We start from the raw sequence: 20,625 nt of genomic DNA, 5'->3' as shown, positions 1-20,625 counted from the left end.
GCCTGGTGCGGTGGAGCTGCCATCCCTTAGCATTCCCGGTTTTGCCGGAGAAGGCAGCCGCAGGAATGCTCATCGGGCTGGACGAAGCCGAAAGGCTTCTCCGGCTCGATTTCGTTTTACCCGGGAAAAACACGCAAACCGCCTTCCGCGAAGCGCTTGAGGCGCGGCTCGGGCATTGGCGCAAGGCCTACGGGGCCGCCACCGAATTTGCGGAACAAACCGGCGCGCAAGCGGCGGGGGCGGGCGCGATTGTGCGGCGTTTGTTCGCGCCGCGAAAAGCGCCGTGGAAGCTCGCGGTTGCGCTGCACGGCACGCCGTTCCAAACGGCTGTGTGGAAGGCCCTGGCGAAAATCCCGCACGGGCAAACCGTGTCTTATGCCGATATCGCGCGGCGCGTGGGCAAGCCGAAGGCCGTGCGCGCCGTCGGCACCGCCGTGGGCTCGAACCCGGTTTCGGTGATCATCCCCTGTCACCGCGTGATCGGCAGCGACGGCGGCCTGCACGGCTTCGGCTGGGGCCTGCCCATGAAGCGCGCGCTGCTTGCGGCGGAAGGCGCGGATTGCGTGAAACCGGATCTGTTCGCGAAAGAAGCGGCGTAAGAATAATATGCGGCTTATCTATGTTGATGAATCCGGCAACACTGGCCTTAATCTAAAAGACCAACATCAGCCATACCTTGTTTTGACCGCCCTTATGGTGCCCCCAGACAAGGTATGTTTGATTGAAAATGCAATACGCAGCGTAGCCGAGAAATATTTTGGCCCGTAAGCGCGCAACACTGATTTTGAATTTCACGGCGCAAATATATATGGGCGCAAGGGCAGATATTTTAAAAACATTGACGCCAACAAAAGCTTTAAGCTTTTCGATGAGCTCATAGACCTTGCAATTTCCTTTGAAGACATGGCCGTAGGCTATGTTTGCATCAAGAAATGCAAATATTTTGCCCGGCCCCACATTCATCAAACAGCTTTTACCCTTCTTGTTGAAAAGGCGGAAGAGCGCCTCAAGCAATTGGATGTACACGGGCTGCTCATTGCCGACGAAAATCAGGAATTTGAACAACGGCTCATTGATGATCTGGATCGATACAAGCAGCTGGGAACGGATTTCGGATACAAGAAAATTCCCATAGAGAAAATCATCGACTCAGTTCACTTTGTAAAATCGAACAATAATTATATTGTTCAGCTGTGCGATGTTCTTTGTTTTATTCTCAACAAATCCTTCATAGCACATGATGAATTATCCAGCTTGTTTGAGACAGCCAAGAAAAGCAGCCCGGCCTTGGTTTTTAACACATGGCTGGATGACGTAGAAGCGCCAAAGGGCAAGGTTTATTTTTACAAGGCTAGGTATAAATTGAATGCAGCCAAGCCTTGGACCTTTTCTAAGGAATTTCCATAAAAAATGCCAACCAAGGTCATTGAAGACTGGAGCTCGCGTTGGCAAACCCTCTCTCGGCTGGCAGGGACAATGTAACACAAAATTCGTGTACAAAAACACAAAATTCGTGTGAGAAGAAAGAAATATACTTATATAACAAAGCGATAGCTACTTCCGCAGCGTTTCCTTGATTTTACCGACGATCCCGCCGCCGCCTTTTTCACCCTCGCGCGCAAATTCCTCAAGCAGCTCTTTTTGCCGCTTGCTCAGCTTGACAGGCGTTTCGACCGCGAGCTCGACATAAAGATCGCCGCGCGTGGCGGTACGCAAAACGCTCATGCCCTTCTGGCGCAGGCGCATTTGCTGCCCCGGCTGCGTGCCGGGCTCGATCTTGATTTCCATCTCCCCGCCCTCGATCAGCGGCACGTTCACGGCCCCGCCAAGCGCCGCCGAAGTCATTGCAACCGGCACGCGGCAAAACAGGTTGGCGCCTTCGCGCTGATATGATTTGTGCGGGTCGATGGTAAGGATCACATAAAGATCGCCCGGCTGGTTGCCGCGCATGCCGGCCTCGCCCTCGCCCGAAAGGCGGATGCGCGTGCCGTCTTCCACGCCCGCCGGCACGTTGACGGAAAGTTTGCGTTCGTTCCGCACGCGGCCCTGCCCGGCGCAATTGCGGCACGGATCCTTGATCACCTGCCCCTGTCCGGCGCAGCTGGCGCAGGCGCGCTCGATCGTAAAAAAGCCCTGCTGCGCGCGCACGCGGCCCCGGCCGTTGCAGGTCGTGCAATCGCTCGCGCCGCTGCCCGGTTTTGCGCCGGTGCCGGCGCAGCTTTCGCAGCTGATCGAGGAAACGACGTTGATAACCTTTTCCACGCCGGCAAAGGCTTCCTCAAGCGTCAGCGGCAAATCGTGGCGCAGATCGGCGCCGCGCCCCTGCCCGGCGCGCCCCCGCGCGCCGCCCATGATATCGCCGAACATCTCGTCGAAAATATCGGCAAAGCCGGTGGCAAAATCGAAGCCGCCGAAACCTGCGCCGCCGAAACCGCCGGGGCCGCCTTGTTCGAACGCGGCATGGCCGAACCGGTCATAGGCGGCGCGCTTTTCGCCGTCCTGCAAGACCGCATAGGCTTCGTTGATTTCCTTGAACTTGGATTCCGCCGCCTTGTCGCCCGGGTTCTTGTCCGGATGGAACTGCATCGCCAGCTTGCGGTAGGCCTTTTTTATTTCGGCCGTATCCACGTCCTTGGCGATGCCAAGCGTCTGGTAATAGCAAACTTTCATGCCAAGCCTGCATCGGGGTTGCGCCCGGTGTTACGCGCCTGCGTCATGCGCACTCTCCGTCAATCAGGCGGATTTGCTTTGCTTGCCGTCGTCGCCGCCCACTTCGGAAAATTCGGCGTCCACAACCTGCTCCTCGCCCTGCTTGGCCGCGCCATCACCGGCGGGTGCCGTGCCTTCGGCGCCCGCTTCCTGCTGCTGCTTGTACATGGCCTCGCCGAGCTTCATCGAAGCCTGCGCCAGCGCGTCTGTCTTGCTGCGGATGGTATCGGCCTCGCCGCTGTCGAGCACGGCCTTCAGATCGGCCGTTGCCGCTTCGATCGCACTCTTGTCCTCGGCGCTCACCTTGTCGCCCGCGTCCGCAAGCGTCTTTTCGGTGCTGTGGATCAACGCGTCGGCATGGTTCCGGGCCTCGATGCTCTCGCGGCGCTTCTTGTCGCCTTCCGCGTTCGCCTCGGCCTCCTTGACCATCTTGTCGATCTCGCTGTCCGAAAGGCCGCCCGAAGCCTGAATGCGGATCGTCTGTTCCTTGTTCGTGGCCTTGTCCTTTGCCGCCACATGCACGATGCCGTTGGCGTCGATATCGAACGTCACCTCGATCTGCGGCACGCCGCGCGGCGCGGGCGGGATACCGACAAGATCGAATTGCCCCAAAAGCTTGTTATCGGCCGCCATTTCGCGTTCGCCCTGGAACACCCGGATCGTCACCGCATTCTGGCTGTCCTCGGCGGTCGAAAACACCTGGCTTTTCTTGGTCGGGATCGTGGTGTTGCGATCGATCAGGCGCGTGAACACGCCGCCAAGCGTTTCGATGCCCAGCGAAAGCGGGGTAACATCGAGCAACAGAACGTCCTTCACCTCGCCCTTCAGCACGCCGCCCTGAATGGCGGCACCGATGGCGACCACCTCGTCCGGGTTCACGCCGCGATGGGGTTCCTTGCCGAAAATTTCCTTCACCGTTTCGATCACCTTGGGCATGCGCGTCATGCCGCCGACCAAAATCACCTCGTCGATATCCGAAGGCTTCAGATCGGCATCCTTCAGCGCTTTTTCGCACGGGCCCTTGGTGCGGGCGATCAGTTCGCCCACCAGCGCTTCCAGCTTGGCGCGCGTGAGCTTCACGCTCAGATGCTTCGGCCCCGAAGCGTCGGCGGTGATAAAGGGCAGGTTCACTTCGGTCTGCAACTGCGTCGAAAGCTCGATCTTCGCCTTCTCGGCCGCTTCCTTCAAACGTTGCAACGCCAGCCTGTCCTGGCGCAGATCGATGCTCTGTTCCTTTTTGAACTCGTCTGCCAGAAAATCGATGATGCGGTTATCGAAATCTTCGCCGCCGAGGAAGGTATCGCCGTTGGTCGATTTCACCTCATACACGCCTTCGCTGATCTCAAGGATCGAAACGTCGAACGTGCCGCCGCCAAGGTCATAAACCGCGATCTTGCCCTGGCCCTTTTTTTCCATGCCGTAGGCAAGCGCGGCGGCCGTCGGCTCGTTGATAATGCGCAGAACCTCAAGCCCGGCGATCTTGCCGGCATCCTTGGTCGCCTGCCGCTGGCTGTCGTTAAAATAGGCGGGCACGGTGATCACGGCCTGCGTGACCTTTTCGCCCAAATAGGCTTCGGCGGTTTCCTTCATCTTGATCAGAATGAACGCGGAAATTTCGGAAGGGCTGTATTGCTTGCCGCCCGCATCGACCCACGCATCGCCGTTATTGTGCTTGACGATCTTGTAGGGCATGAGGCCGAGATCTTTTTGCACCATCGGGTCGCTATAGGGGCGGCCGATCAGGCGCTTCACGGCATAGACGGTGTTTTGGGAATTGGTCACGGCCTGGCGCTTCGCGGCCTGACCGACCAGGCGTTCACCGGCATTGGAAAAGGCAACGATGGATGGCGTGGTGCGCGCGCCTTCGGTGTTTTCGATCACCTTGGTCGATGAACCTTCCATCACGGCGACGCAGGAATTGGTGGTGCCGAGATCGATGCCGATAACTTTTCCCATAATCTATATCCTTCTTGTTCTTCGGTTTGATGGTGACGGCCGCGCCTTCGGGCGGGGCCAAAAATCCTTTGCTTCCATGTATATAGGTGCCCGCCTGCGGCTCTGCAATGGGCAGGGCCAATTTTTTATACCCAAGGCCTCTGAAAAACCTATATGAAACAGATGGTTACAGATGACGCCGGCAAATTTTTATGCCGTTTCGTCCACCTTGTGCGGCGGCGCTTCGGCGCCGCCCTTTGAAACGCCGACCAAGGCTTCGCGCAGCAAACGATCATGGATCATATAGCCGGCCTGCATCACCTGCACCACGGTGCCGGCGGGATGGCCGGGGTCGTCGATCTCGACCATCACGCGGTGGAAATTGGGGTCGAACGGCTGGCCCAGCGGTTCCATTTTGATAATGCCGAAGCGTTCCAGCACGGACACAAGCTGCCGCCCGGTCGCCTGCACGCCCGCCAGCAAATTCTTGAAGCCGGGGTCCTGATCGCCTTCCGGCACGGCGGCGGTCGCGCGATCAAGGTTATCGCCGACCGCCAGCATTTCCTTGGCGAAGTTGCTCACGGCGTATTTCGCCATGTCTTCGCGTTCTTTGGCCGCGCGCTTGCGGGTGTTTTCGGCATCCGCCAGTGCGCGCAGCGCCTGTTCCTTCAGCTGCGCCGCTTGCGCTTCAAGCAGGGCGGCGCGGTCTTCGGCTTCCGGCTGCTGGTCGGCGGCGATATCTTCGGTTTCCGGCTTCTCGGTCATACAGCCTTATATAGGGCGCGCGGGCGGCTTTGCCAAGCCGGGCAAAACACTTTAGCTTCACGCCATGCAAGCGGAAACCAATATGGAAATTCATAAAATCGCCGTCATCGTCGGGGTCGATCTGATCGGCGATGCGCTCGTGAAGCTGCCTTTCGCGCGCGCGCTGCGCGCCGCATGGCCGCAGGCCAAAATCCATTGGCTGACCAGCAAGGGCAAAAGCGCCTATGGCGGCCCGCTGCGCGCCGAAACGCGCGGCCTTATCGATGAAGTGATCGAACAGCCCGCATGGCTGCCGCACACCGGCAACCGCACGGCCGATACAGCCGCCGCGCCGCATTACGATCTTATCATCGACACGCGCGGGCGCTGGAAGGAAGCGTTGCTTGCCAGAAAACTGCCGCACAAGCTTTTCATCACGCCCGCCTGGCGCTTTCTGTTTTCCGACCGCAAACCCGGCTTGATCGCGCCGCTGCTGCAGCCGAAGAAACCGCATCTCGTCGATCGGCTGCTGCAGCTCGTCGCGCTCGCGAGCGGGCGTGAACCGAAACCGGAAGGCAAACTGCAGCTCGATCAGGCTTTGGTGCAAAAGGCGCGCGCGCTGCTGCCGCACGGGCGCACCTATGTGGGCTTTGCACCCGGCGCCGGCAACCGCCTTAAGGTCTGGCCGCGCGAAAAATTCATTGCCGCCGCGCAGGCGCAAACCGCGCAGCCAAGCGGCGCACGGCAACGCGTGCCTGTCTTCGTCCTTGGCCCGGACGAAATCGACTGGCGCGCGCCGATAGCCGAAGCTGTGCCGCAGGCGCTGTTCCCGCTGCAGGACCGCGCGCACTGGGAAAACGAGAAAATCAGCCTCGGGGAAACGCTGGCGCTGGGCGCGACGCTGACATGTTGCGCCGCCAACGACAGCGGCACGTCGCACATGCTGGCAGCGGCGGGTTGCCCGCTCGTCAGCCTGTTCGGGCCGACAGACCCCGCCAAGCTTGCGCCGCGCGCGCCGCGGGGGCGCATTTTGCGCGCGCAAAATTTCGGCATGCGCGCAGATATGGATGCGATCCCGGTCGAAGCCGTGACCGGCGCGCTCGACGATTTGCTGAAAGAAATTATCTAGGCGACTTCGATGCGGTTGCGTCCCGCCTTTTTCGCGCGGTACAGCGCCTGATCGGCGGCGTGCAGCATTTCCTCGATCGTATGTTCGCGCTTCGATTCGATCAGCCCGAATGACGCGGTGACCGAAAGCGGCTGTTTGCCGGTCACGGCAATGGGGGTTTCGGCGAACGCGCCGCGCAAACGTTCGACCACCACCTGCGCCTGCGCCAGCGGCGTTTCCTTGAGGCAGATCAGGAACTCCTCGCCGCCCAGCCGGTATGCGTCGTCGAACGAACGAATCGAGCGGCTGATGATATCGGCGGCGGCGGCCAGCACATGATCGCCCACATCGTGGCCGTGATTGTCGTTGATCGCCTTGAAGTGGTCGATATCGGCGATGGCAAGGCAGAAGGCTTGCCCGGTGCGCGCGAAACGTCCCTGCTCGCGCATCAGGTCTTCCGCAAGACCGACGCGGGAACGCAGCCCCGTCAAAAGATCAAGCCCGGAAGCCGCGACCGCGAAGGCGCGCTCGAGCCGGCGCACACCGTTCATGAAGGCGTGGTATTTGCCGGTGACGGCGTTGTAATCGGCCTCGCTCACGCTTTCGCCTTCCGGCGCCTTCATCAGCACCAGCCGTGCGAGCGTATGCAGCTGGTCATGCAGAACGGCGATGCGGTCGATCACCGGCTGGTCTTGCGGCAATTGCTGCGCGGGGCCCTTGAACCATGCGGCAAAGCCGGGCGGGGGCAGAAAATTCTTGGCCTGTTCGGCGCGCCCGGCAATGGCGATAAAGGCCAAACGGTGCCATGCGACGAACCAATCGATATGGTCGTCGATCACGCGGGCCAGCGATGTTTCGCCTGTCAGGATCATGGGCGGCCATTATGGATGCGCGCGGGTAAAGTTTCGCTTAAAGGTAAGCCTGCCAGCAGTTTATGGCAAATTTTACGCCGCATACGCCTGTTATGCGGCCCCAAAAGCAAAACGGCCGCACCGCCATGGTTGCATGGGGCGACCGTTTCGAACTTAGCAGGAAAAATCGTTACGCGGCCTTTTTGGCCTTCTGCGCCTTTTCAATGCGCTTCTTCAGCTTCTTGGTCACGGGCGTCAGCTCGCTCGGCTTGGCGCCAAGCAGATAGGCGTCGATGCCGCCGCGGTGTTCCACCGTGCGCACGCCGTTCGCGGTCAGGCGCAACGGCACCATGGTGCCGAGAATTTCGGACGGAAAGCTGCACTGCTGCAGGTTCGGCTGCCAGCGGCGGCGCGTCTTGTTGTTGGCGTGGCTGACGTTGTTGCCGAAATGCGGCTTCTTGCCGGTTACGGCGCATTGGCGTGCCATGACGAAGTTCCTTCAAGTCAAAAAACGTTATCGAAGCGGGGTTTATAGGGAAGCCGGGGGCACGGAGTCAAGCTGTTTCTATCCCGCCTTAGGCTATTCAACCTTGTAAATCAATCACTTAAAGAAAAAGGCCGCAGGGTTTCCCCTGCGGCCCATGTTCTCTGGCGTATGCCGGGATTTAGAAGTCCATCCCGCCCATGCCGCCCATACCACCCATACCGCCGCCCATACCGGCACCGCCGGCTTCTTCCTTCTTGGGCTTTTCGGCGATCATGGCTTCGGTGGTGATCAGCAGCGCCGCGACGCTCGAGGCGTTCTGCAGCGCGCTGCGCACGACCTTGGCCGGATCGATAATGCCAGCCTTCAGAAGGTCGCAATATTCGCCCTTCTGCGCATCGAAGCCGTAGCTGGTGTCGTTCTGGTCGGTCAAACGGCCGACGATGACCGAACCGTCCTGACCGGCGTTTTCGGCGATCTGACGCACCGGCGCTTGCAGCGCGCGGCGGACAATCTCGATGCCGCGGCGTTCGTCGTCGTTGCCGGCACGCAGCTTCTCGATCGCCTTCGCGGCGTACAGAAGCGCGGTGCCGCCCCCGGCGACAATGCCTTCCTCGACCGCGGCGCGGGTCGCGTGCATCGCGTCATCGACGCGATCCTTGCGTTCCTTCACCTCAACCTCGGTCGCACCGCCGACGCGGATCACGGCCACGCCGCCCGCCAGCTTGGCGAGGCGTTCCTGCAGCTTTTCGCGATCATAGTCGGAAGAGGTTTCTTCAACCTGCTGGCGGATCTGGCCGCAGCGGGCTTCGATATCCTTCTTCTTGCCGGCGCCGTCGATGACGGTGGTGTTGTCCTTGTCGATACGGACCTTCTTCGAAGTGCCGAGCATATCGACCGTGACATTCTCAAGCTTGATCCCGAGATCTTCGGAAATCACCTGGCCGCCGGTCAAAATCGCCATGTCTTCCAGCATCGCCTTGCGACGATCGCCGAAGCCCGGCGCCTTGACGGCCGCGACCTTGAGGCCGCCGCGCAGCTTGTTGACCACGAGCGTGGCAAGCGCCTCGCCCTCGACCTCTTCCGCGACAATCAGCAGCGGACGGCCGGATTGCACGACGCTTTCCAAAACCGGCAACAACGATTGCAGGCTCGAAAGCTTCTTTTCGTGCAGCAGGATGTAGGGGTTTTCCAGCTCGCAGATCATTTTTTCCGCGTTGGTGATGAAGTAGGGGCTGAGATAGCCGCGATCGAACTGCATGCCTTCGACGACATCCAGCTCGGTCTCGAGGCTCTTGGCTTCCTCGATCGTGATCACGCCTTCCTTGCCGACCTTTTCCATCGCGTCGGCAAGCATTTTGCCGATTTCCTTGTCGCCGTTGGCGGAAATGGTGCCGACCTGCGCGATCTGCTCGCTGGTCGAAACCTTCTTCGCAAGGCCCTGGATGTATTCGACGACGGCTTCGACAGCCTTATCGACGCCGCGCTTCAGGTCCATCGGGTTCATGCCCGCGGCCACGGCCTTCGCGCCTTCGGTCACGATTTCGCGCGCCAGCACGGTCGCGGTGGTGGTGCCGTCGCCGGCACCGTCGCCCGTCTTGCTTGCGGCTTCGCGCACGATCTGCGCGCCCATGTTTTCGAACTTGTCGGCAAGCTCGACTTCCTTCGCAACCGTCACACCGTCCTTGGTGATACGGGGTGCGCCGAACGATTTTTCGATCAGCACGTTACGGCCCTTGGGACCGAGCGTGACGGAAACCGCGTTGGCGATGATCTGCACGCCGCGAAGCATGCGGTCGCGCGCGTCGGATGAAAAACGTACTTCCTTGGCAGCCATGGTATTTTCCTCTCTCTAAGCTTGTGGTGTTATTCGTGTGTGGTTCAGGCCGCCTTCTTGGCCTTGCCGGCGTTTTCGATCACGCCCATGATGTCGCTTTCCTTCATGATCAGGAATTCGGAACCATCGATCTTCACTTCGGTGCCCGACCATTTGCCGAACAGCACGCGCTCGCCCGCCTTCACATCGCACGGGACCAGCTTGCCGCTTTCGTCGCGCGCGCCGGGGCCGACGGCGACAACCTCGCCTTCCTGCGGCTTTTCCTGGGCGGTGTCGGGAATGATGATGCCGCCGGATGTCTTGGTTTCGCCTTCGAGGCGGCGTACGACCACGCGGTCATGCAGGGGACGGAATTTCATATTTTCTGCTCCTTATTTGCAGTTGGGTTGTTTCTGGCCCGGAACATACGCCTGTTAGCACTCTGTTCCGGCGAGTGCCAGAGATGTAGGGCATTGCCATCCGGGTTTCAAGGCCTGTGTCATACTAAAAATATCTATATTTATCATATATTTATCAATGATTTAACCGCCGCTTAACAGCCCTGGCATATGATTTACCTATATTAAACAGCTGTTACGGGCTGCGGCAGCTTTTGGCGCAGGTATTTTTTAAAAGGATTTAGGCCATGAATTTTCGCCACGCCCTGATAGCTTCGCTCGCACTCTGTTGCCTCGCGCTGCCCGCAGCCGCCATGGATGACACCCGCGATAACGGCCAGAGCGAAACCGTGCAAACCGAACCGCAATGCTTCGCCCTGCAGGGCGGATCCAGCAATACGCTCGCCAGCCGGTTAAACTGCAACATTGCGACTGCGTCGTTCCCGGGCGTTTCGGGCACGCCCATCCGCCCGTTCGGTGAATGCGTCTATATCGACAACAGCAGCGAGAGAACCTATTTCGTCCCGCTTGCGACGGCAATGGAATGGGGCGAGTTCAAAAAACATCCGCCGCAGGGCGTGAGCTTTCGTTCATGCGTGGAAACCGAGGAGCCGCCGCCCACCGTCACGCCGCCAACAGAAGAATGTATTTTCGGGTGTGACAAAGGCTATGCGCTCGGCAACGTGTATAAACTCAAGGGATGGGATACGGCTTCCTGCGTCAACAGCACCTCCGGTTGCTGGGGTTATGGCGTGGCCGAGGAAACCGTACCGAATGATATTTGCACACGCTCCATCGTTACAACCGTAGAAAGCAAAACCATCAATGTGCCAAACCGCGATTTCCGCCGCGGCTTCCCGCATGTGCCCAATCTGGTTGAAGGTTTTGTGATCGACTACAACGGCGCAATCACCGCCGAACAGGAAGGCGATTATACCTTCTATGTAAACGCGGACGACGCCGCAATCCTGAAGGTTGACGGCAGGCTGCTGGTCAACATGAACAGGATCCAAGGTCAGCGCGCGGCCTACGCCACCATACACCTGACCAAGGGCGATCATGATTTCCGTCTGATCTATGCGCAGATGCCACGCTACTTTATCGCACTGGAATTCCACTGGCGCACGCCGGGCAGCGGCATCTTCAAGCCGGTGCCGTTGAAAAAACGCGCCACTACGCCGGTCTGCGAACCGATCTACTAAGCCAGCCGCATTGCCCCCGGCTCCGGCCGGGGGCTGTGCCGCGCCGGCCACGGCGAGGGGCTTTCGCACTGCAAAAAGCACAAAAATGGCGGCCAGGGGCCAAGAATCAGCTTATGATGGGCTGTCATGTTAATAAATTTTGAGAGATTAGCCTTTACGATGGTTAACGGGAGCAGGGTGACATAAGCAGACGCAGGAGGCGTTGGTTCATGGCTAGCTTGCATTTACAACTGTCCGATTACCGGCTGACGACGGCAGAAATTATCTACCGCCTGCCCGATCACCCCGACCTTCTTCAAAGCTACATATGGCAGGAACTTGATCTGGCGCCGAAATTCCCGGTGCTCAAGAAATTCCTGCGTTTCTGGGAAACCAACCTCGAGGGCAAGCTTTATATGGTCAAGGTTGCGCACAAGCAGCTGATCTCGCCCTGCGAAACGCGCTTCTTCGAAGGTGAATTCGCGGTTCACTAAGCCGCGCCGGATCGCAGCGGGCGGGCCCCGCACGCCCCCATAATGCCCCAATTCCCGCCTTGCGCGCAGCCCGCAAAAACTGCTTTCATGCGCGCATGCAAACTGCGCCGTTCGATATCGCTGCTTTCTGGCTTGCCCACACGCAAGTCGCGCTCGCCGTCATGGCCGTCATGGCCGCGCTGCTGCCGCTGACGTCGCCGATGTTTTCCCCGCGCTACCGCTTCGGCATCCATCTTTTTATCGGCATCAATCTGGTCGCGCTGCCGCTTGGTATTGCGGTGGCATGGATGCAGCATGCGTTGCTGCTGTTTTGCTTCCACGGCTTTATGCTTTACCTGTTGTTGTCAGGCTGGCGCGCCATGAACGCCGCAACGCCGGGTCTGATCGATCGCTGCATTCCGGGGCTTCTCGCTGCGGTCGGGGCGGCTGTTCTGCTTGAAACGCTTTCTGGCCCCGTCAATGCACGCGGTTTTCTGCTTTTGCTGTTCGCGCTGCAAGCCTTCGCGCTGGCCGCCTATGATTGGCGCTTGCTCGCGCGGCCCGTCGCGCCATGGCTGACGCGCCATGTTGGCGGCATGCTCGGCGCGCTCGCCGCCAACATATCGGTGCTTGCAGTCGCCTTCATGCCCCAAACCTGGCAATTTGTGTGGCCCGCATTGCTGATCGTCGCGGCGGGCGTTATGGCGTGGCGGCGCATGCAGGCACGCAGCCGCACGGGTGTGCTTTATGCCAGCCCGCGCGTAATGGGCGCGGCCCGCTTCCCGGGCAAATAGCCCCGTGCCCGCCGCCAATCGCGCGCTTATCGTCTGGCTTCTGTTCTGTTGCGCGCTGGTCGCTGGCGTCACATCGGTCGGCGCGGTGACGCGGCTGACCGAATCCGGCCTTTCGATCACGCAATGGAAGCCCGTGACCGGCGCGCTGCCGCCTTTGTCCGCCGCGGCATGGGAAACGGAATTTGCCGCCTACCGCGAAACCCCGCAATACCGGCTGCTGAATGCGGGTATGGAGCTTCCCGCCTTCAAGCGCATCTATTTCTGGGAATGGAGCCACCGTTTGCTGGCCCGGCTGGCCGGGCTTACCTTCGCGCTGCCGTTTTTCTTTTTCCTTGCGCGCGGCATGGTGCCGCGGCAATTGCGCCCGCGTCTTTGGCTGATCCTCGGCCTCGGCGCGCTGCAAGGCGGCATCGGCTGGCTCATGGTGCAAAGCGGGCTTACGGGCAATATGGTCAGCGTCAGCCATTTGCGGCTCGCGCTGCATCTTTCCATGGCGCTGATCGTGTTTGCGCTGCTGCTGTGGACCGCGCTCGATATTTTGCGCGCGGGCGCGGCGAAAAACCCGGCCATCACCTTTTGCCTGCGCCGGCATGGCTGGTCCGGGCTTGTGTTCCTCGCGCTCGCCATCATATACGGCGCGCTGGTCGCGGGCCTGGATGCCGGGCTGGCCTACAACACCTTCCCGCTGATGAACGGGCATATCCTGCCGCCCGAAGCGTGGACGCTGCAGCCATGGTGGAAAAATTTTCTCGATAACACCGCGCTGGTGCAATTCACGCACCGCACACTGGCGATCATCGCCGCGCTGCTGGCTTTCACTTGGGGTTTAAGGTTGCGGGCGCTTGGCGCGCGCGGCGCGGCTGGCTGGCTGCTGGCGTTTGCGCTGTTTCAACCCGCGCTTGGTATCGCAACCGTGTTGTTTGCGGCGCCGCTGGCGCTGGCGGCCATGCACCAGATGGGCGCGTTGGTGCTGCTCGCGGTCATGCTCGTGAACCTGCATATGGTGGAGACGGCAAAAACCGAAGCGGCCTGCCTGAAAAGAAAAACAAAAAAGATTCGCTAGGCTGTGACAGATGCGAAGGAGCGGCGAGAACCGGCGCACAACGTACTTTTGGGGTACGTGAGCACCGGAAGCGCAGCCATCCCGAGCAGATGGCGGCCTAGTAGAATTTCTACGCGGCGCGGCGGATAACGTCGCTGTCGGCAACCATCTGCAAGGTTTCTTCCACCCATGCTTGCGGGGCCGGACCTTGCGCAGTCAGGATGTTGCCGTCAACCGAGGTTGCATCGTCGTCGATCTCGGCACCCGCCGCCAGCAAATCGGCGCGCTGCGCTTGCGGCGCTGTCACGGTGCGGCCGCCGATGCGGGCCCCGAGCGCCAGAAGGGCAACGCCTTCGCCGATCGCGCTGATGGGCTTGCCGGCATCGAGGAAGTGATTGACGATGCGGCGCGTATGCAGGTTTTCCTTAAGCTTGTCGATGCCACGCTGGCCGCCGGGCAGCACCAGAACTTCGAAATCGGAACCGAGCGCTTCGTTGATCGCGCCATCGACCGGGTAATAATGGCCCCAGCTGTCGCCATGCCAGCTGTTCACCAGGCCCTGTTCGGGGGCGATGGTGCGCACGGTCGCGCCCGCCCTGGTCAGCGCGCGCTGGATTTCGGTGAGCTGCGGTTCATCGACCCCGTTCGCAACAAGGATGGCGACCGGCTTGCCTGCAAGCGATGAACTCATTTTTGGCTCCCTTTTTTCATGTTTTCTGTGCGCAAGAGACTCGGAAACGCCTGCGCCGGTATTTTCCCGGCACCGCGATGGTTGTCTGTTGTCACGATTCGACGCGGCTTATGCCATAAACGCGGCGCGGAAAGCAACCCAAAAGCGCGATTTTTTTCGCTTTTTTTTCCGCGATATCATAACGGTAACCATAAATGCCGTATTTGCTGCATGCGCTGCATGCGACGGGCGCACGCTTGGCGCGCGGCGTGCGCGCCTGTTATACCGTTTCTGCCCGCACGAGGTTGCCGCCATGCCCGATTCGTTTTTATCCCTGCTCGCTTCGCCGCATATCAGCTATATCGCCGCCGCCTATGGCGCGTGGCTGCTTGGCGTATGCGGGCTCGTATTCTGCGCATTAACGGAACGGCGGAAAAACCTTGCCCGCTTGCGCGCAGCCGCAAGCGGGCGCGGCGCCTATATTGATAAGGTCGCCTGAGCCATGCCGATTGTCTCGCCCCATGCGGCGCGGCGGCGTTGGCGGCTGTTCGGCGTGCTGGGCACGCTGTTCGGGCTTGGGCTCGCGGCCGCGCTGGTGCTGCTGGCGCTCGGCGATGATCTATCCTACTTCCGCACGCCAAGCGATATCGCGGCGGGTACGGTAGGCGAAATGCCCGCGCATCGCAGCTTCCGGCTCGGCGGCATGGTGGAAAAAGGCAGCCTCGCGCGCGACGAAGCCGATAACCTTGTCATCATCTTCACCATCACCGATTTTAAAAACAGCGTATCCGTACGCTATCGCGGCATCCCGCCCGATCTGTTCCGCGAAGGGCAGGGCGTGATCGCGGAAGGCAAAATGGGCAAAGACGGCGTGTTCACGGCGGCGCGGCTGCTTGCGAAACACGATGAAAACTACATGCCGCCCGAACTTGCGAAGGCGCTGGGAAAACCGTGATCATCGAACTTGGCCATTTTGCCGTTATCCTCGCGCTGCTTGCCGCGCTGCTGCAAGCCGCGCTGCCGCTCGCGGGCGCCGTAAACGGCAACGGCGCATGGATGGCGGTCGCGCGGCCGGCGGCCTATGTGCAATGCGCGCTGATCGCTTGCGGTTTCCTCGCGCTCATGGCCGCGCATGTGACCGACGATTTCAGCGTGCTGAATGTCGTGCAGCATAGCCATACGCTCAAGCCGCTTTTGTATAAATTCGCGGGCGTGTGGGGCAACCATGAAGGGTCCTTGCTGCTGTGGGTGCTTCTGCTGGCACTGTTCGGCGCGGCGCTGGCGCGGTTTCCGGGCGCGCTCGCGCCCGCGCAAATCGCGCGCATTCTTTCCGTGCAAGGCATGGTCGGTGCGGGGTTTTTGCTGTTCATACTTTTTACCTCGAACCCGTTCGCGCGTCTGTTCCCGCCCGCGCTGAACGGCGAAGATCTCAACCCGCTGCTGCAAGACCCGGCGCTCGCGCTGCATCCGCCCCTGCTTTATGCGGGCTATGTCGGTTTCTCGCTCGCGTTTTCCTTTTCCGCCGCCGCGCTTCTGGAAGGCAGGCTTGCGCAAGCCTGGGCGCGGACGCTGCGTCCGTGGGTGCTGACGGCCTGGGGTTTTCTCACGGCCGGCATCGCGCTCGGGTCCTTCTGGGCCTATTACGAACTTGGCTGGGGCGGCTGGTGGTTCTGGGATCCGGTTGAAAATGCTTCCTTGCTGCCGTGGCTTTCGGGCACGGCGCTGGTGCATTGCGTCGCCGCCGTGGCGGCGCGCGGCACGCTGCGCACATGGGCGGCTTTGCTTGCCATCATCACGTTCGGCTTCAGCCTGCTCGGCACCTTTCTCGTGCGCTCGGGCGTGCTGACATCGGTGCACGCCTTCGCGGTCGATCCGCTGCGCGGCATCTTTATCCTTGTCCTGCTGGCGCTGGCGGTGGGCGGCGGGCTTGCGCTGTTCGCGGCGCGCGCGCCGCGGCTTGGTACGGACGCCGGTTTCGCGCCCGTAAGCCGCGAAGGCGGGCTTGTGCTCAACAATCTTTTTCTGCTGACCGCTTGCGCCACCGTTTTGCTTGGCACGCTCTATCCGCTCGCGCTCGATGCGCTGGGCGCGGGCGCGGTTTCGGTCGGCGCGCCCTATTTCAACAAACTCTTCGTGCCGCTGGCGCTGCCGCTGCTTGTCATCATGGCGGCGGGGCCGGGGCTGCCCTGGCGGCGGGGGGATTTGCTGCCCGCGCTGAAACGGCTGCGCGCCGCAGGGCTTTTGACATTCTGCATACTGATCCTCGCCGCTTATCTTGCGGGCGGGCGCAATGTTCTAGCCATCGCCGCGCTGGCGGCGGGCTTCTGGGTGATTGCCGCAAGCGTAAGCGACCGCGCAATCTGGCGCGCGCCGCGCACGCTGCCGGCTGCGCAGTGGCGGCGCATTTTCGCCCATGCCGGGCTCGGGCTTGCGGTCATCGGCATGGCGGGCAGCGCCTTCACCAGCGAAACCGTAACGGCCATGCGCGCGGGGCAGAAAGCGCAAATCGCCGGCCATACCGTGCAATTTGATGGCGCCCATGCCGTCGCGGGGCCGAATTACGGCGCGTGGCGGGGCGATTTCGCGCTCTGGCGCGGCACCGGCTTCGTCGCGCCGTTGCAGACGGAAAAACGTTACTACCCGGTCGCGAACATGCACACCACCGAAGCGGCGATCGCGCCCGGCTGGCGCGGCAATATCTTTGCCACGCTCGGGGAGAAGCTGGAGGGCGAGGGGAAGGATGCCGTCTGGAGCGTGCGCATCGCCTTCCACCCGCTGATCATGCTGATCTGGCTCGGCGCGCTTTTCATGGCGGGCGCGGGCCTGCTAGGCTGGGCGGGTAAACGCGCCCATGAAAAACCGGAAAAAGAATAATGCACGAACAATCGCCGCCGCCCGCAAAGCGCAAGCCGCTCGCCTTCATTCCGCTGCTGGTGTTCGGCGCGATCGCATGCCTGTTCGCCTTTTCCTTGCTGGCATCGCCGCCCGAAAGCCGGACCGCAAGCCGCGTGGGCGAATCCGCGCCCGATTACAGCTTCCCGCTGCTGGCTGAAAAAGCCCACACCAAGGGCGAATTTTCGCCCGTTTCCATGCGCGGCCGCGCCTATGTGATCAACTTTTTCGCTTCATGGTGCATGCCCTGCCGCGCCGAACACCCGCTTTTGCAAGAACTGGCGAAAGAAAAAGGGGTCGAGCTTATCGGCATCGCCTACAAGGATTTTCCGCGCAATCTCGATAAATTCCTTTTGCAAATGGGCAATCCGTTCAGCGCCGTGGCTGTCGATACGCCCGGCCGCGGCGGGATCGAATGGGGCCTGACCGGCGTGCCGGAAACCTATGTGATCGACGCTTCGGGCGTGATCGCGTGGCACCATGTCGGCCCGCTTACGGAAAAAAAGATCGCGGAGGGCCTGCTGCCTACGCTGGCGGCTTTGCGCGAACAAACGGCGCCATGATCGCGCGCGTTTTCCTTGCGTTCCTTTTTCTGCTTTGCGCGGGCAGCGCATCGGCCATAGAAGCTGACGAAATCTTGCCGGATGCCGCGCTCGAAGCGCGCGCGGTTGCGGTTGGCGCGCAATTGCGCTGCGTCGTGTGCAAGATGCAATCGATCAACGATTCGCCCGCGCCGCTGGCGCGCGATCTGCGGTTGCTGGTGCGGCAAAAAATAACGGACGGCATGAATGATGATGCGGTGATCGGTTTCGTGCGTGCACGATACGGGGATTACGTATTGCTGGAACCGCCGGTGCAGCCCAACACGTGGGCGTTATGGCTCGGACCGTTGATCATTTTGGCGGCGGGCGGGGGGCTCGCGCTGGCTTATGTGCGGCGGCGCGCGAAGGCGGGGGCATGACGCCGGATCTTGCGTTGTTCTGGGCGCTTGCCGCATTTATCGCGGCCCTGGCCATTGGCGCGCTGCTCGGGCCGCTTATGCGCGGGCACGGCAGCGGGCTTGGTTGGGCGCTTGTGATTGCGCTGCCGCTGGCGGCGGTGGCGCTGTACCTGCTGCTTGGCAATCCGCAACTGGCATCAGGCTAACGCGGCGATAAAGCGGCCAACAGGCGCGCAAGCATGCCGGTCGTGGCCGTGCGGCTTTCATTGCGCTCCACAAAACTGCCGAGATAGCCTTCGTCCGGCTCCCCGTCCTTGCCGCCTTCCGGGCCGGCGCCCGAAGGTTCGTAAGAACCGTTCGGGTGAATGATCAGCACATCATCGCTGTAAATGCTTTCTATTCTCACGCCGCCGTCCGGCGTGCGGGTGATATCATAGCTGCCGGCGTCGCCATCAATAATATTGCCGTTCGCATCCACCGTCACATCCATGCCGGGGTTGCCGGAGGTCGTCAGATTTACACTGCCGTCGCTGTCAAAAACCGCGGTGATGCCGTAATCGCCGGTATCAACGACGGCGGTCGTGTAGCCGTTCACAAGCGGGTCGGGCCTGCTTTCTGTCCCCGACACATCCAAGGGGTGCTGTGCCTCGGCGCCGGATAAATGCGGCAAGCCAATCATCAGCCCTGCCGCCGCATAGCCTTGCGGCGCGGTTGCATGCGGTAGCGTCGCAAATCCCAAACAGGCGGAAGCGGCACCGATTATCGCAGACCAAACCCCGAAGACATTCCGGTTCGCGGGATCAAGCAGGCGCGTGGCGGCCAGAACACCGAAACCGATGGCAAGGAAGGGCGCAATGACAGCGGCGCCGGGAATAAACATCGCCGAAGCGGCGCCAAGAAAACCGGCGGCCGCGATCGAAGTCCCGATGCCGTCCTTGCGCAACGCGCCGTTCATGAACCCGCGTACGAAGCCCGCGCCGGCAAACAAAAGCAAGGCCGGGCCAAGCACGGACAGCGTGGCCGCCGCCCACGGCGCGGCAAGGCCCAGCACAAGGGCAAACTTCAACCCCACCGCCAGCGTGGCCGCTGACAGGAGAATGGTTTTGGTGATTTCCTCGCTGCCGAGCTTGAAACTGTCGGCAATTGGCGGTGGCGTGCCCGCTATGCTTGCTGTTGTCATCCCTGTCCTTTTTTGGCCTGTCCCGGTTTCAGGTTCTTTATGGCCAAACCCCTATTACCTTTTTAAAGGAATAAATTGCATATAGTATTTTTCGGCCCCGGAATATGCCAAAATGGCTCATGGTATGAAAGAAAATTGTTTGTCCGGGGTTTTGCAGTAATAAAATTATAAAAGGCGGTTTTTATGCATTTCATGTCATAAAATATGCCGTTCATAAGGAGTTTATGGCTATCAAGGCCCGTATTTCATGTCCATATGTCAGAATAAAGCTATAAAACCCCAGATTTCACGGTCAAAAACACGTTTTTTCTGTAAAATCTTGATAAATTAGCGTTCTAACCTGCAATTTCCCGATTAAACACACGATTTTTCGTGTTTTTGTGCATAGTTACCGTGAAAACTCGTTCCATCAGCGAAAAAAATCTAGGGGAATCCGCGCCCGGCATGCTATGCATGCTGCCCGGCGGGATATTGATGGCCAATAAAGGCGGCCCGCGGCCGCATAAAAGCTATAAATATCAGCAAGTTGTGTAGCTGTCCGGGTACACCGGCCAGCGCCGCCCGAGGCATATATCAGGGATCAGGGTGAAGGAAATGACCATGGCCGCAGCAAAGAAAACCAAGAAAGCCCCCGCAAAGGCGAGCGCCAAGAAACCCAAGGCCGCCAAGAAACCCAAGGCGGGCAAGAAGTCCAAATTCAAAGGCAATGTGGTGGCCTTCAAACTGCCGCGCCCGAGCCTGATTTCCCAGTTCACCGCCTCCTCCACCAGCCCGACCGGCAAGTTTCCGCCGCGCGTGCAGGTTTTGATCGACAAGGAAGAAATCACCAACGCCGTGTACGGCTATTGCCGTTCGCTCGACCGCGCCGACGAACATTTGCTGCGTTCGATCTTCCATCCGGATGCGACACTCGATTTCGGCCCCGGCCTGTTTCAGGGCGCGGGCAGCGATTTCATGGGCTGGATCGCCTCGGTGATGCAGCAGGTAAAATCCTCGCACACCAATGTCGGCAATCTCCGCATCGAGGTAAAGGGCGATGCCGCCTATGTCGAAAGCTATTTCACCGCGCATCATCGTCTCGATAAGCCCACGGGCCGCGAAGATCTTTTCATCGCCGGCCGCTGGCTCGACCGGTTCGAACGCCGCCCCAGCGGCAGCGCGGGCGTCTGGAAGATCGTCCACCGCAAGCAACTGATGGATTGGGTCCGCACCGAACCGGTGGCCGATATCTTCTACCACCTGAACCCGGATGCCTTGTGGGGCCATCGCGGCAAAAGCGATATGTCCTACAACATGGAACAGTTCCCCGGTAACAACGGCGGCGGCAAAATGCCCGCTTTCCTTGGCCGCCGCTACGAAGGCAAAAGCATCAAGTTCTAGGGCGGGCGCAAGCGCCGGTCTTCCAACA

The 20,625-nt window shown here is 60.5% G+C and carries 24 protein-coding genes; 15 read left to right on the top strand and 9 right to left on the bottom strand.

Translation table 11 applies throughout. The features are described from left to right. The first annotated feature begins 65 nt into the window (after positions 1-65). The 3 genes from GC131_08930 to GC131_08920 are packed head-to-tail and all read left to right on the top strand — an operon-like array spanning position 66 to position 1,407. A complete protein-coding gene (locus GC131_08930) occupies positions 66-599 on the top strand; it encodes a methylated-DNA--[protein]-cysteine S-methyltransferase (protein ID MBI1274187.1) in 534 nt (177 codons plus the stop codon). A 7-nt stretch (positions 600-606) separates the two neighbouring features. After that, the gene (locus tag GC131_08925; protein ID MBI1274186.1) at positions 607-768 is read left to right on the top strand and encodes a DUF3800 domain-containing protein; all 162 of its coding nucleotides are present in this window, start codon (positions 607-609) and stop codon (positions 766-768) included. Between the two features lie 36 nt (positions 769-804). Beyond that, positions 805-1,407, top strand: a complete 603-nt coding sequence (locus tag GC131_08920; protein ID MBI1274185.1) for a DUF3800 domain-containing protein — start codon at positions 805-807, stop codon at positions 1,405-1,407. A gap of 147 nt (positions 1,408-1,554) precedes the next feature. On the opposite strand, the gene dnaJ is transcribed toward GC131_08920, so the two are convergent. The 3 genes from dnaJ to grpE form a co-directional block, all read right to left on the bottom strand. Continuing rightward, positions 1,555-2,670, bottom strand: coding sequence for a molecular chaperone DnaJ (gene dnaJ / locus GC131_08915; GenBank protein ID MBI1274184.1), 1,116 nt, complete (start codon positions 2,668-2,670; stop codon positions 1,555-1,557). A 63-nt stretch (positions 2,671-2,733) separates the two neighbouring features. Next, positions 2,734-4,665, bottom strand: coding sequence for a molecular chaperone DnaK (gene dnaK, locus GC131_08910; GenBank protein ID MBI1274183.1), 1,932 nt, complete (start codon positions 4,663-4,665; stop codon positions 2,734-2,736). 189 nt (positions 4,666-4,854) lie between these two features. Beyond that, positions 4,855-5,409, bottom strand: a complete 555-nt coding sequence (grpE, locus tag GC131_08905) for a nucleotide exchange factor GrpE (protein MBI1274182.1) — start codon at positions 5,407-5,409, stop codon at positions 4,855-4,857. A 64-nt stretch (positions 5,410-5,473) separates the two neighbouring features. Here grpE and GC131_08900 point away from each other — a divergent pair, with 64 nt between their 5' ends. Beyond that, positions 5,474-6,517, top strand: coding sequence for a lipopolysaccharide heptosyltransferase family protein (locus GC131_08900; protein ID MBI1274181.1), 1,044 nt, complete (start codon positions 5,474-5,476; stop codon positions 6,515-6,517). Here the strand turns inward: GC131_08900 and GC131_08895 are convergent. The 4 genes from GC131_08895 to GC131_08880 all read right to left on the bottom strand — a co-directional run bounded on the left by GC131_08895 (position 6,514) and on the right by GC131_08880 (position 10,027). Next, positions 6,514-7,368 carry a diguanylate cyclase gene (locus GC131_08895; protein ID MBI1274180.1) on the bottom strand — a complete coding sequence of 285 codons (855 nt, stop codon included), beginning with the start codon at positions 7,366-7,368 and terminating at the stop codon, positions 6,514-6,516. The two genes, GC131_08900 and GC131_08895, sit on opposite strands and share 4 nt — an antisense overlap. Positions 7,369-7,537: 169 nt before the next feature. Further along, positions 7,538-7,834: a 50S ribosomal protein L28 gene (locus GC131_08890; GenBank protein ID MBI1274179.1), complete on the bottom strand. Its 297-nt coding sequence runs from the start codon at positions 7,832-7,834 to the stop codon at positions 7,538-7,540. A gap of 178 nt (positions 7,835-8,012) precedes the next feature. Beyond that, positions 8,013-9,668, bottom strand: a complete 1,656-nt coding sequence (gene groL / locus GC131_08885) for a chaperonin GroEL (GenBank protein ID MBI1274178.1) — start codon at positions 9,666-9,668, stop codon at positions 8,013-8,015. 44 nt (positions 9,669-9,712) lie between these two features. Continuing rightward, on the bottom strand, positions 9,713-10,027 hold the full coding sequence (locus tag GC131_08880) for a co-chaperone GroES (GenBank protein MBI1274177.1): 315 nt from the start codon (positions 10,025-10,027) through the stop codon (positions 9,713-9,715). Positions 10,028-10,293: 266 nt separating this feature from the next. Between GC131_08880 and GC131_08875 the strand changes: the two genes are divergently transcribed. The 4 genes from GC131_08875 (at position 10,294) to GC131_08860 (ending at position 13,556) form a co-directional block, all read left to right on the top strand. Then, a complete protein-coding gene (locus tag GC131_08875; GenBank protein MBI1274176.1) occupies positions 10,294-11,247 on the top strand; it encodes a hypothetical protein in 954 nt (317 codons plus the stop codon). A 209-nt stretch (positions 11,248-11,456) separates the two neighbouring features. Further along, positions 11,457-11,720: a Usg family protein gene (locus GC131_08870; protein MBI1274175.1), complete on the top strand. Its 264-nt coding sequence runs from the start codon at positions 11,457-11,459 to the stop codon at positions 11,718-11,720. A 95-nt stretch (positions 11,721-11,815) separates the two neighbouring features. After that, a complete protein-coding gene (locus GC131_08865; protein MBI1274174.1) occupies positions 11,816-12,493 on the top strand; it encodes a hypothetical protein in 678 nt (225 codons plus the stop codon). A gap of 4 nt (positions 12,494-12,497) precedes the next feature. Further along, positions 12,498-13,556 carry a heme A synthase gene (locus GC131_08860; GenBank protein ID MBI1274173.1) on the top strand — a complete coding sequence of 353 codons (1,059 nt, stop codon included), beginning with the start codon at positions 12,498-12,500 and terminating at the stop codon, positions 13,554-13,556. A gap of 109 nt (positions 13,557-13,665) precedes the next feature. Here the strand turns inward: GC131_08860 and GC131_08855 are convergent, their stop codons facing one another. Then, complete coding sequence (locus tag GC131_08855; protein ID MBI1274172.1) at positions 13,666-14,226, bottom strand: peptidase C56; 561 nt, start codon at positions 14,224-14,226, stop codon at positions 13,666-13,668. A gap of 292 nt (positions 14,227-14,518) precedes the next feature. On the opposite strand from GC131_08855, the gene GC131_08850 reads away from it, so the two are divergent. Genes GC131_08850 through GC131_08825 form a run of 6 tightly spaced genes read left to right on the top strand, consistent with a single transcriptional unit; the run spans position 14,519 to position 18,243 of the window. Next, entirely contained in the window at positions 14,519-14,704 is a 186-nt protein-coding gene (locus tag GC131_08850) for a hypothetical protein (protein ID MBI1274171.1), read from the top strand. 3 nt (positions 14,705-14,707) lie between these two features. Continuing rightward, positions 14,708-15,160: a cytochrome c maturation protein CcmE gene (ccmE, locus tag GC131_08845; GenBank protein MBI1274170.1), complete on the top strand. Its 453-nt coding sequence runs from the start codon at positions 14,708-14,710 to the stop codon at positions 15,158-15,160. Next, positions 15,157-17,079 carry a heme lyase CcmF/NrfE family subunit gene (locus tag GC131_08840; protein ID MBI1274169.1) on the top strand — a complete coding sequence of 641 codons (1,923 nt, stop codon included), beginning with the start codon at positions 15,157-15,159 and terminating at the stop codon, positions 17,077-17,079. Before ccmE ends, GC131_08840 begins: the two co-directional genes overlap by 4 nt. After that, the gene (locus tag GC131_08835; GenBank protein MBI1274168.1) at positions 17,079-17,660 is read left to right on the top strand and encodes a DsbE family thiol:disulfide interchange protein; all 582 of its coding nucleotides are present in this window, start codon (positions 17,079-17,081) and stop codon (positions 17,658-17,660) included. The genes GC131_08840 and GC131_08835 overlap by 1 nt, the downstream gene beginning before the upstream one ends. Next, positions 17,513-18,058 carry a cytochrome c-type biogenesis protein CcmH gene (locus GC131_08830; protein MBI1274167.1) on the top strand — a complete coding sequence of 182 codons (546 nt, stop codon included), beginning with the start codon at positions 17,513-17,515 and terminating at the stop codon, positions 18,056-18,058. Before GC131_08835 ends, GC131_08830 begins: the two co-directional genes overlap by 148 nt. Next, positions 18,055-18,243, top strand: a complete 189-nt coding sequence (locus GC131_08825) for a hypothetical protein (protein ID MBI1274166.1) — start codon at positions 18,055-18,057, stop codon at positions 18,241-18,243. The genes GC131_08830 and GC131_08825 overlap by 4 nt, the downstream gene beginning before the upstream one ends. On the opposite strand, the gene GC131_08820 is transcribed toward GC131_08825, so the two are convergent. After that, on the bottom strand, positions 18,240-19,217 hold the full coding sequence (locus tag GC131_08820) for a hypothetical protein (protein MBI1274165.1): 978 nt from the start codon (positions 19,215-19,217) through the stop codon (positions 18,240-18,242). The genes GC131_08825 and GC131_08820 overlap by 4 nt on opposite strands. A 594-nt stretch (positions 19,218-19,811) precedes the next feature. On the opposite strand from GC131_08820, the gene GC131_08815 reads away from it, so the two are divergent. Beyond that, positions 19,812-20,597, top strand: a complete 786-nt coding sequence (locus tag GC131_08815) for a hypothetical protein (protein MBI1274164.1) — start codon at positions 19,812-19,814, stop codon at positions 20,595-20,597. Positions 20,598-20,625 lie beyond the last annotated feature (28 nt).

Source organism: Alphaproteobacteria bacterium, assembly GCA_016124955.1.
Classification (GTDB): Bacteria; Pseudomonadota; Alphaproteobacteria; order UBA9219; family RFNS01; genus RI-461.
Note: the sequence above shows the minus strand (reverse complement) of the source record. Positions and strands in the feature narration are given on the sequence as shown.

What these genes read in the sequence shown, in the direction of transcription:
- GC131_08930 (MBI1274187.1), top strand. Translation starts at nt 66, where the DNA reads ATGCTCATCGGGCTGGACGAAGCCGAAAGGCTTCTCCGGCTCGATTTC.
- GC131_08925 (MBI1274186.1), top strand. Translation starts at nt 607, where the DNA reads ATGCGGCTTATCTATGTTGATGAATCCGGCAACACTGGCCTTAATCTA.
- dnaJ (MBI1274184.1), bottom strand. Translation starts at nt 2,670, where the DNA reads ATGAAAGTTTGCTATTACCAGACGCTTGGCATCGCCAAGGACGTGGAT.
- dnaK (MBI1274183.1), bottom strand. Translation starts at nt 4,665, where the DNA reads ATGGGAAAAGTTATCGGCATCGATCTCGGCACCACCAATTCCTGCGTC.
- grpE (MBI1274182.1), bottom strand. Translation starts at nt 5,409, where the DNA reads ATGACCGAGAAGCCGGAAACCGAAGATATCGCCGCCGACCAGCAGCCG.
- GC131_08900 (MBI1274181.1), top strand. Translation starts at nt 5,474, where the DNA reads ATGCAAGCGGAAACCAATATGGAAATTCATAAAATCGCCGTCATCGTC.
- GC131_08895 (MBI1274180.1), bottom strand. Translation starts at nt 7,368, where the DNA reads ATGATCCTGACAGGCGAAACATCGCTGGCCCGCGTGATCGACGACCAT.
- GC131_08890 (MBI1274179.1), bottom strand. Translation starts at nt 7,834, where the DNA reads ATGGCACGCCAATGCGCCGTAACCGGCAAGAAGCCGCATTTCGGCAAC.
- groL (MBI1274178.1), bottom strand. Translation starts at nt 9,668, where the DNA reads ATGGCTGCCAAGGAAGTACGTTTTTCATCCGACGCGCGCGACCGCATG.
- GC131_08880 (MBI1274177.1), bottom strand. Translation starts at nt 10,027, where the DNA reads ATGAAATTCCGTCCCCTGCATGACCGCGTGGTCGTACGCCGCCTCGAA.
- GC131_08875 (MBI1274176.1), top strand. Translation starts at nt 10,294, where the DNA reads ATGAATTTTCGCCACGCCCTGATAGCTTCGCTCGCACTCTGTTGCCTC.
- GC131_08870 (MBI1274175.1), top strand. Translation starts at nt 11,457, where the DNA reads ATGGCTAGCTTGCATTTACAACTGTCCGATTACCGGCTGACGACGGCA.
- GC131_08865 (MBI1274174.1), top strand. Translation starts at nt 11,816, where the DNA reads ATGCAAACTGCGCCGTTCGATATCGCTGCTTTCTGGCTTGCCCACACG.
- GC131_08855 (MBI1274172.1), bottom strand. Translation starts at nt 14,226, where the DNA reads ATGAGTTCATCGCTTGCAGGCAAGCCGGTCGCCATCCTTGTTGCGAAC.
- GC131_08850 (MBI1274171.1), top strand. Translation starts at nt 14,519, where the DNA reads ATGCCCGATTCGTTTTTATCCCTGCTCGCTTCGCCGCATATCAGCTAT.
- ccmE (MBI1274170.1), top strand. Translation starts at nt 14,708, where the DNA reads ATGCCGATTGTCTCGCCCCATGCGGCGCGGCGGCGTTGGCGGCTGTTC.
- GC131_08835 (MBI1274168.1), top strand. Translation starts at nt 17,079, where the DNA reads ATGCACGAACAATCGCCGCCGCCCGCAAAGCGCAAGCCGCTCGCCTTC.
- GC131_08830 (MBI1274167.1), top strand. Translation starts at nt 17,513, where the DNA reads ATGGGGCCTGACCGGCGTGCCGGAAACCTATGTGATCGACGCTTCGGG.
- GC131_08825 (MBI1274166.1), top strand. Translation starts at nt 18,055, where the DNA reads ATGACGCCGGATCTTGCGTTGTTCTGGGCGCTTGCCGCATTTATCGCG.
- GC131_08820 (MBI1274165.1), bottom strand. Translation starts at nt 19,217, where the DNA reads ATGACAACAGCAAGCATAGCGGGCACGCCACCGCCAATTGCCGACAGT.
- GC131_08815 (MBI1274164.1), top strand. Translation starts at nt 19,812, where the DNA reads ATGACCATGGCCGCAGCAAAGAAAACCAAGAAAGCCCCCGCAAAGGCG.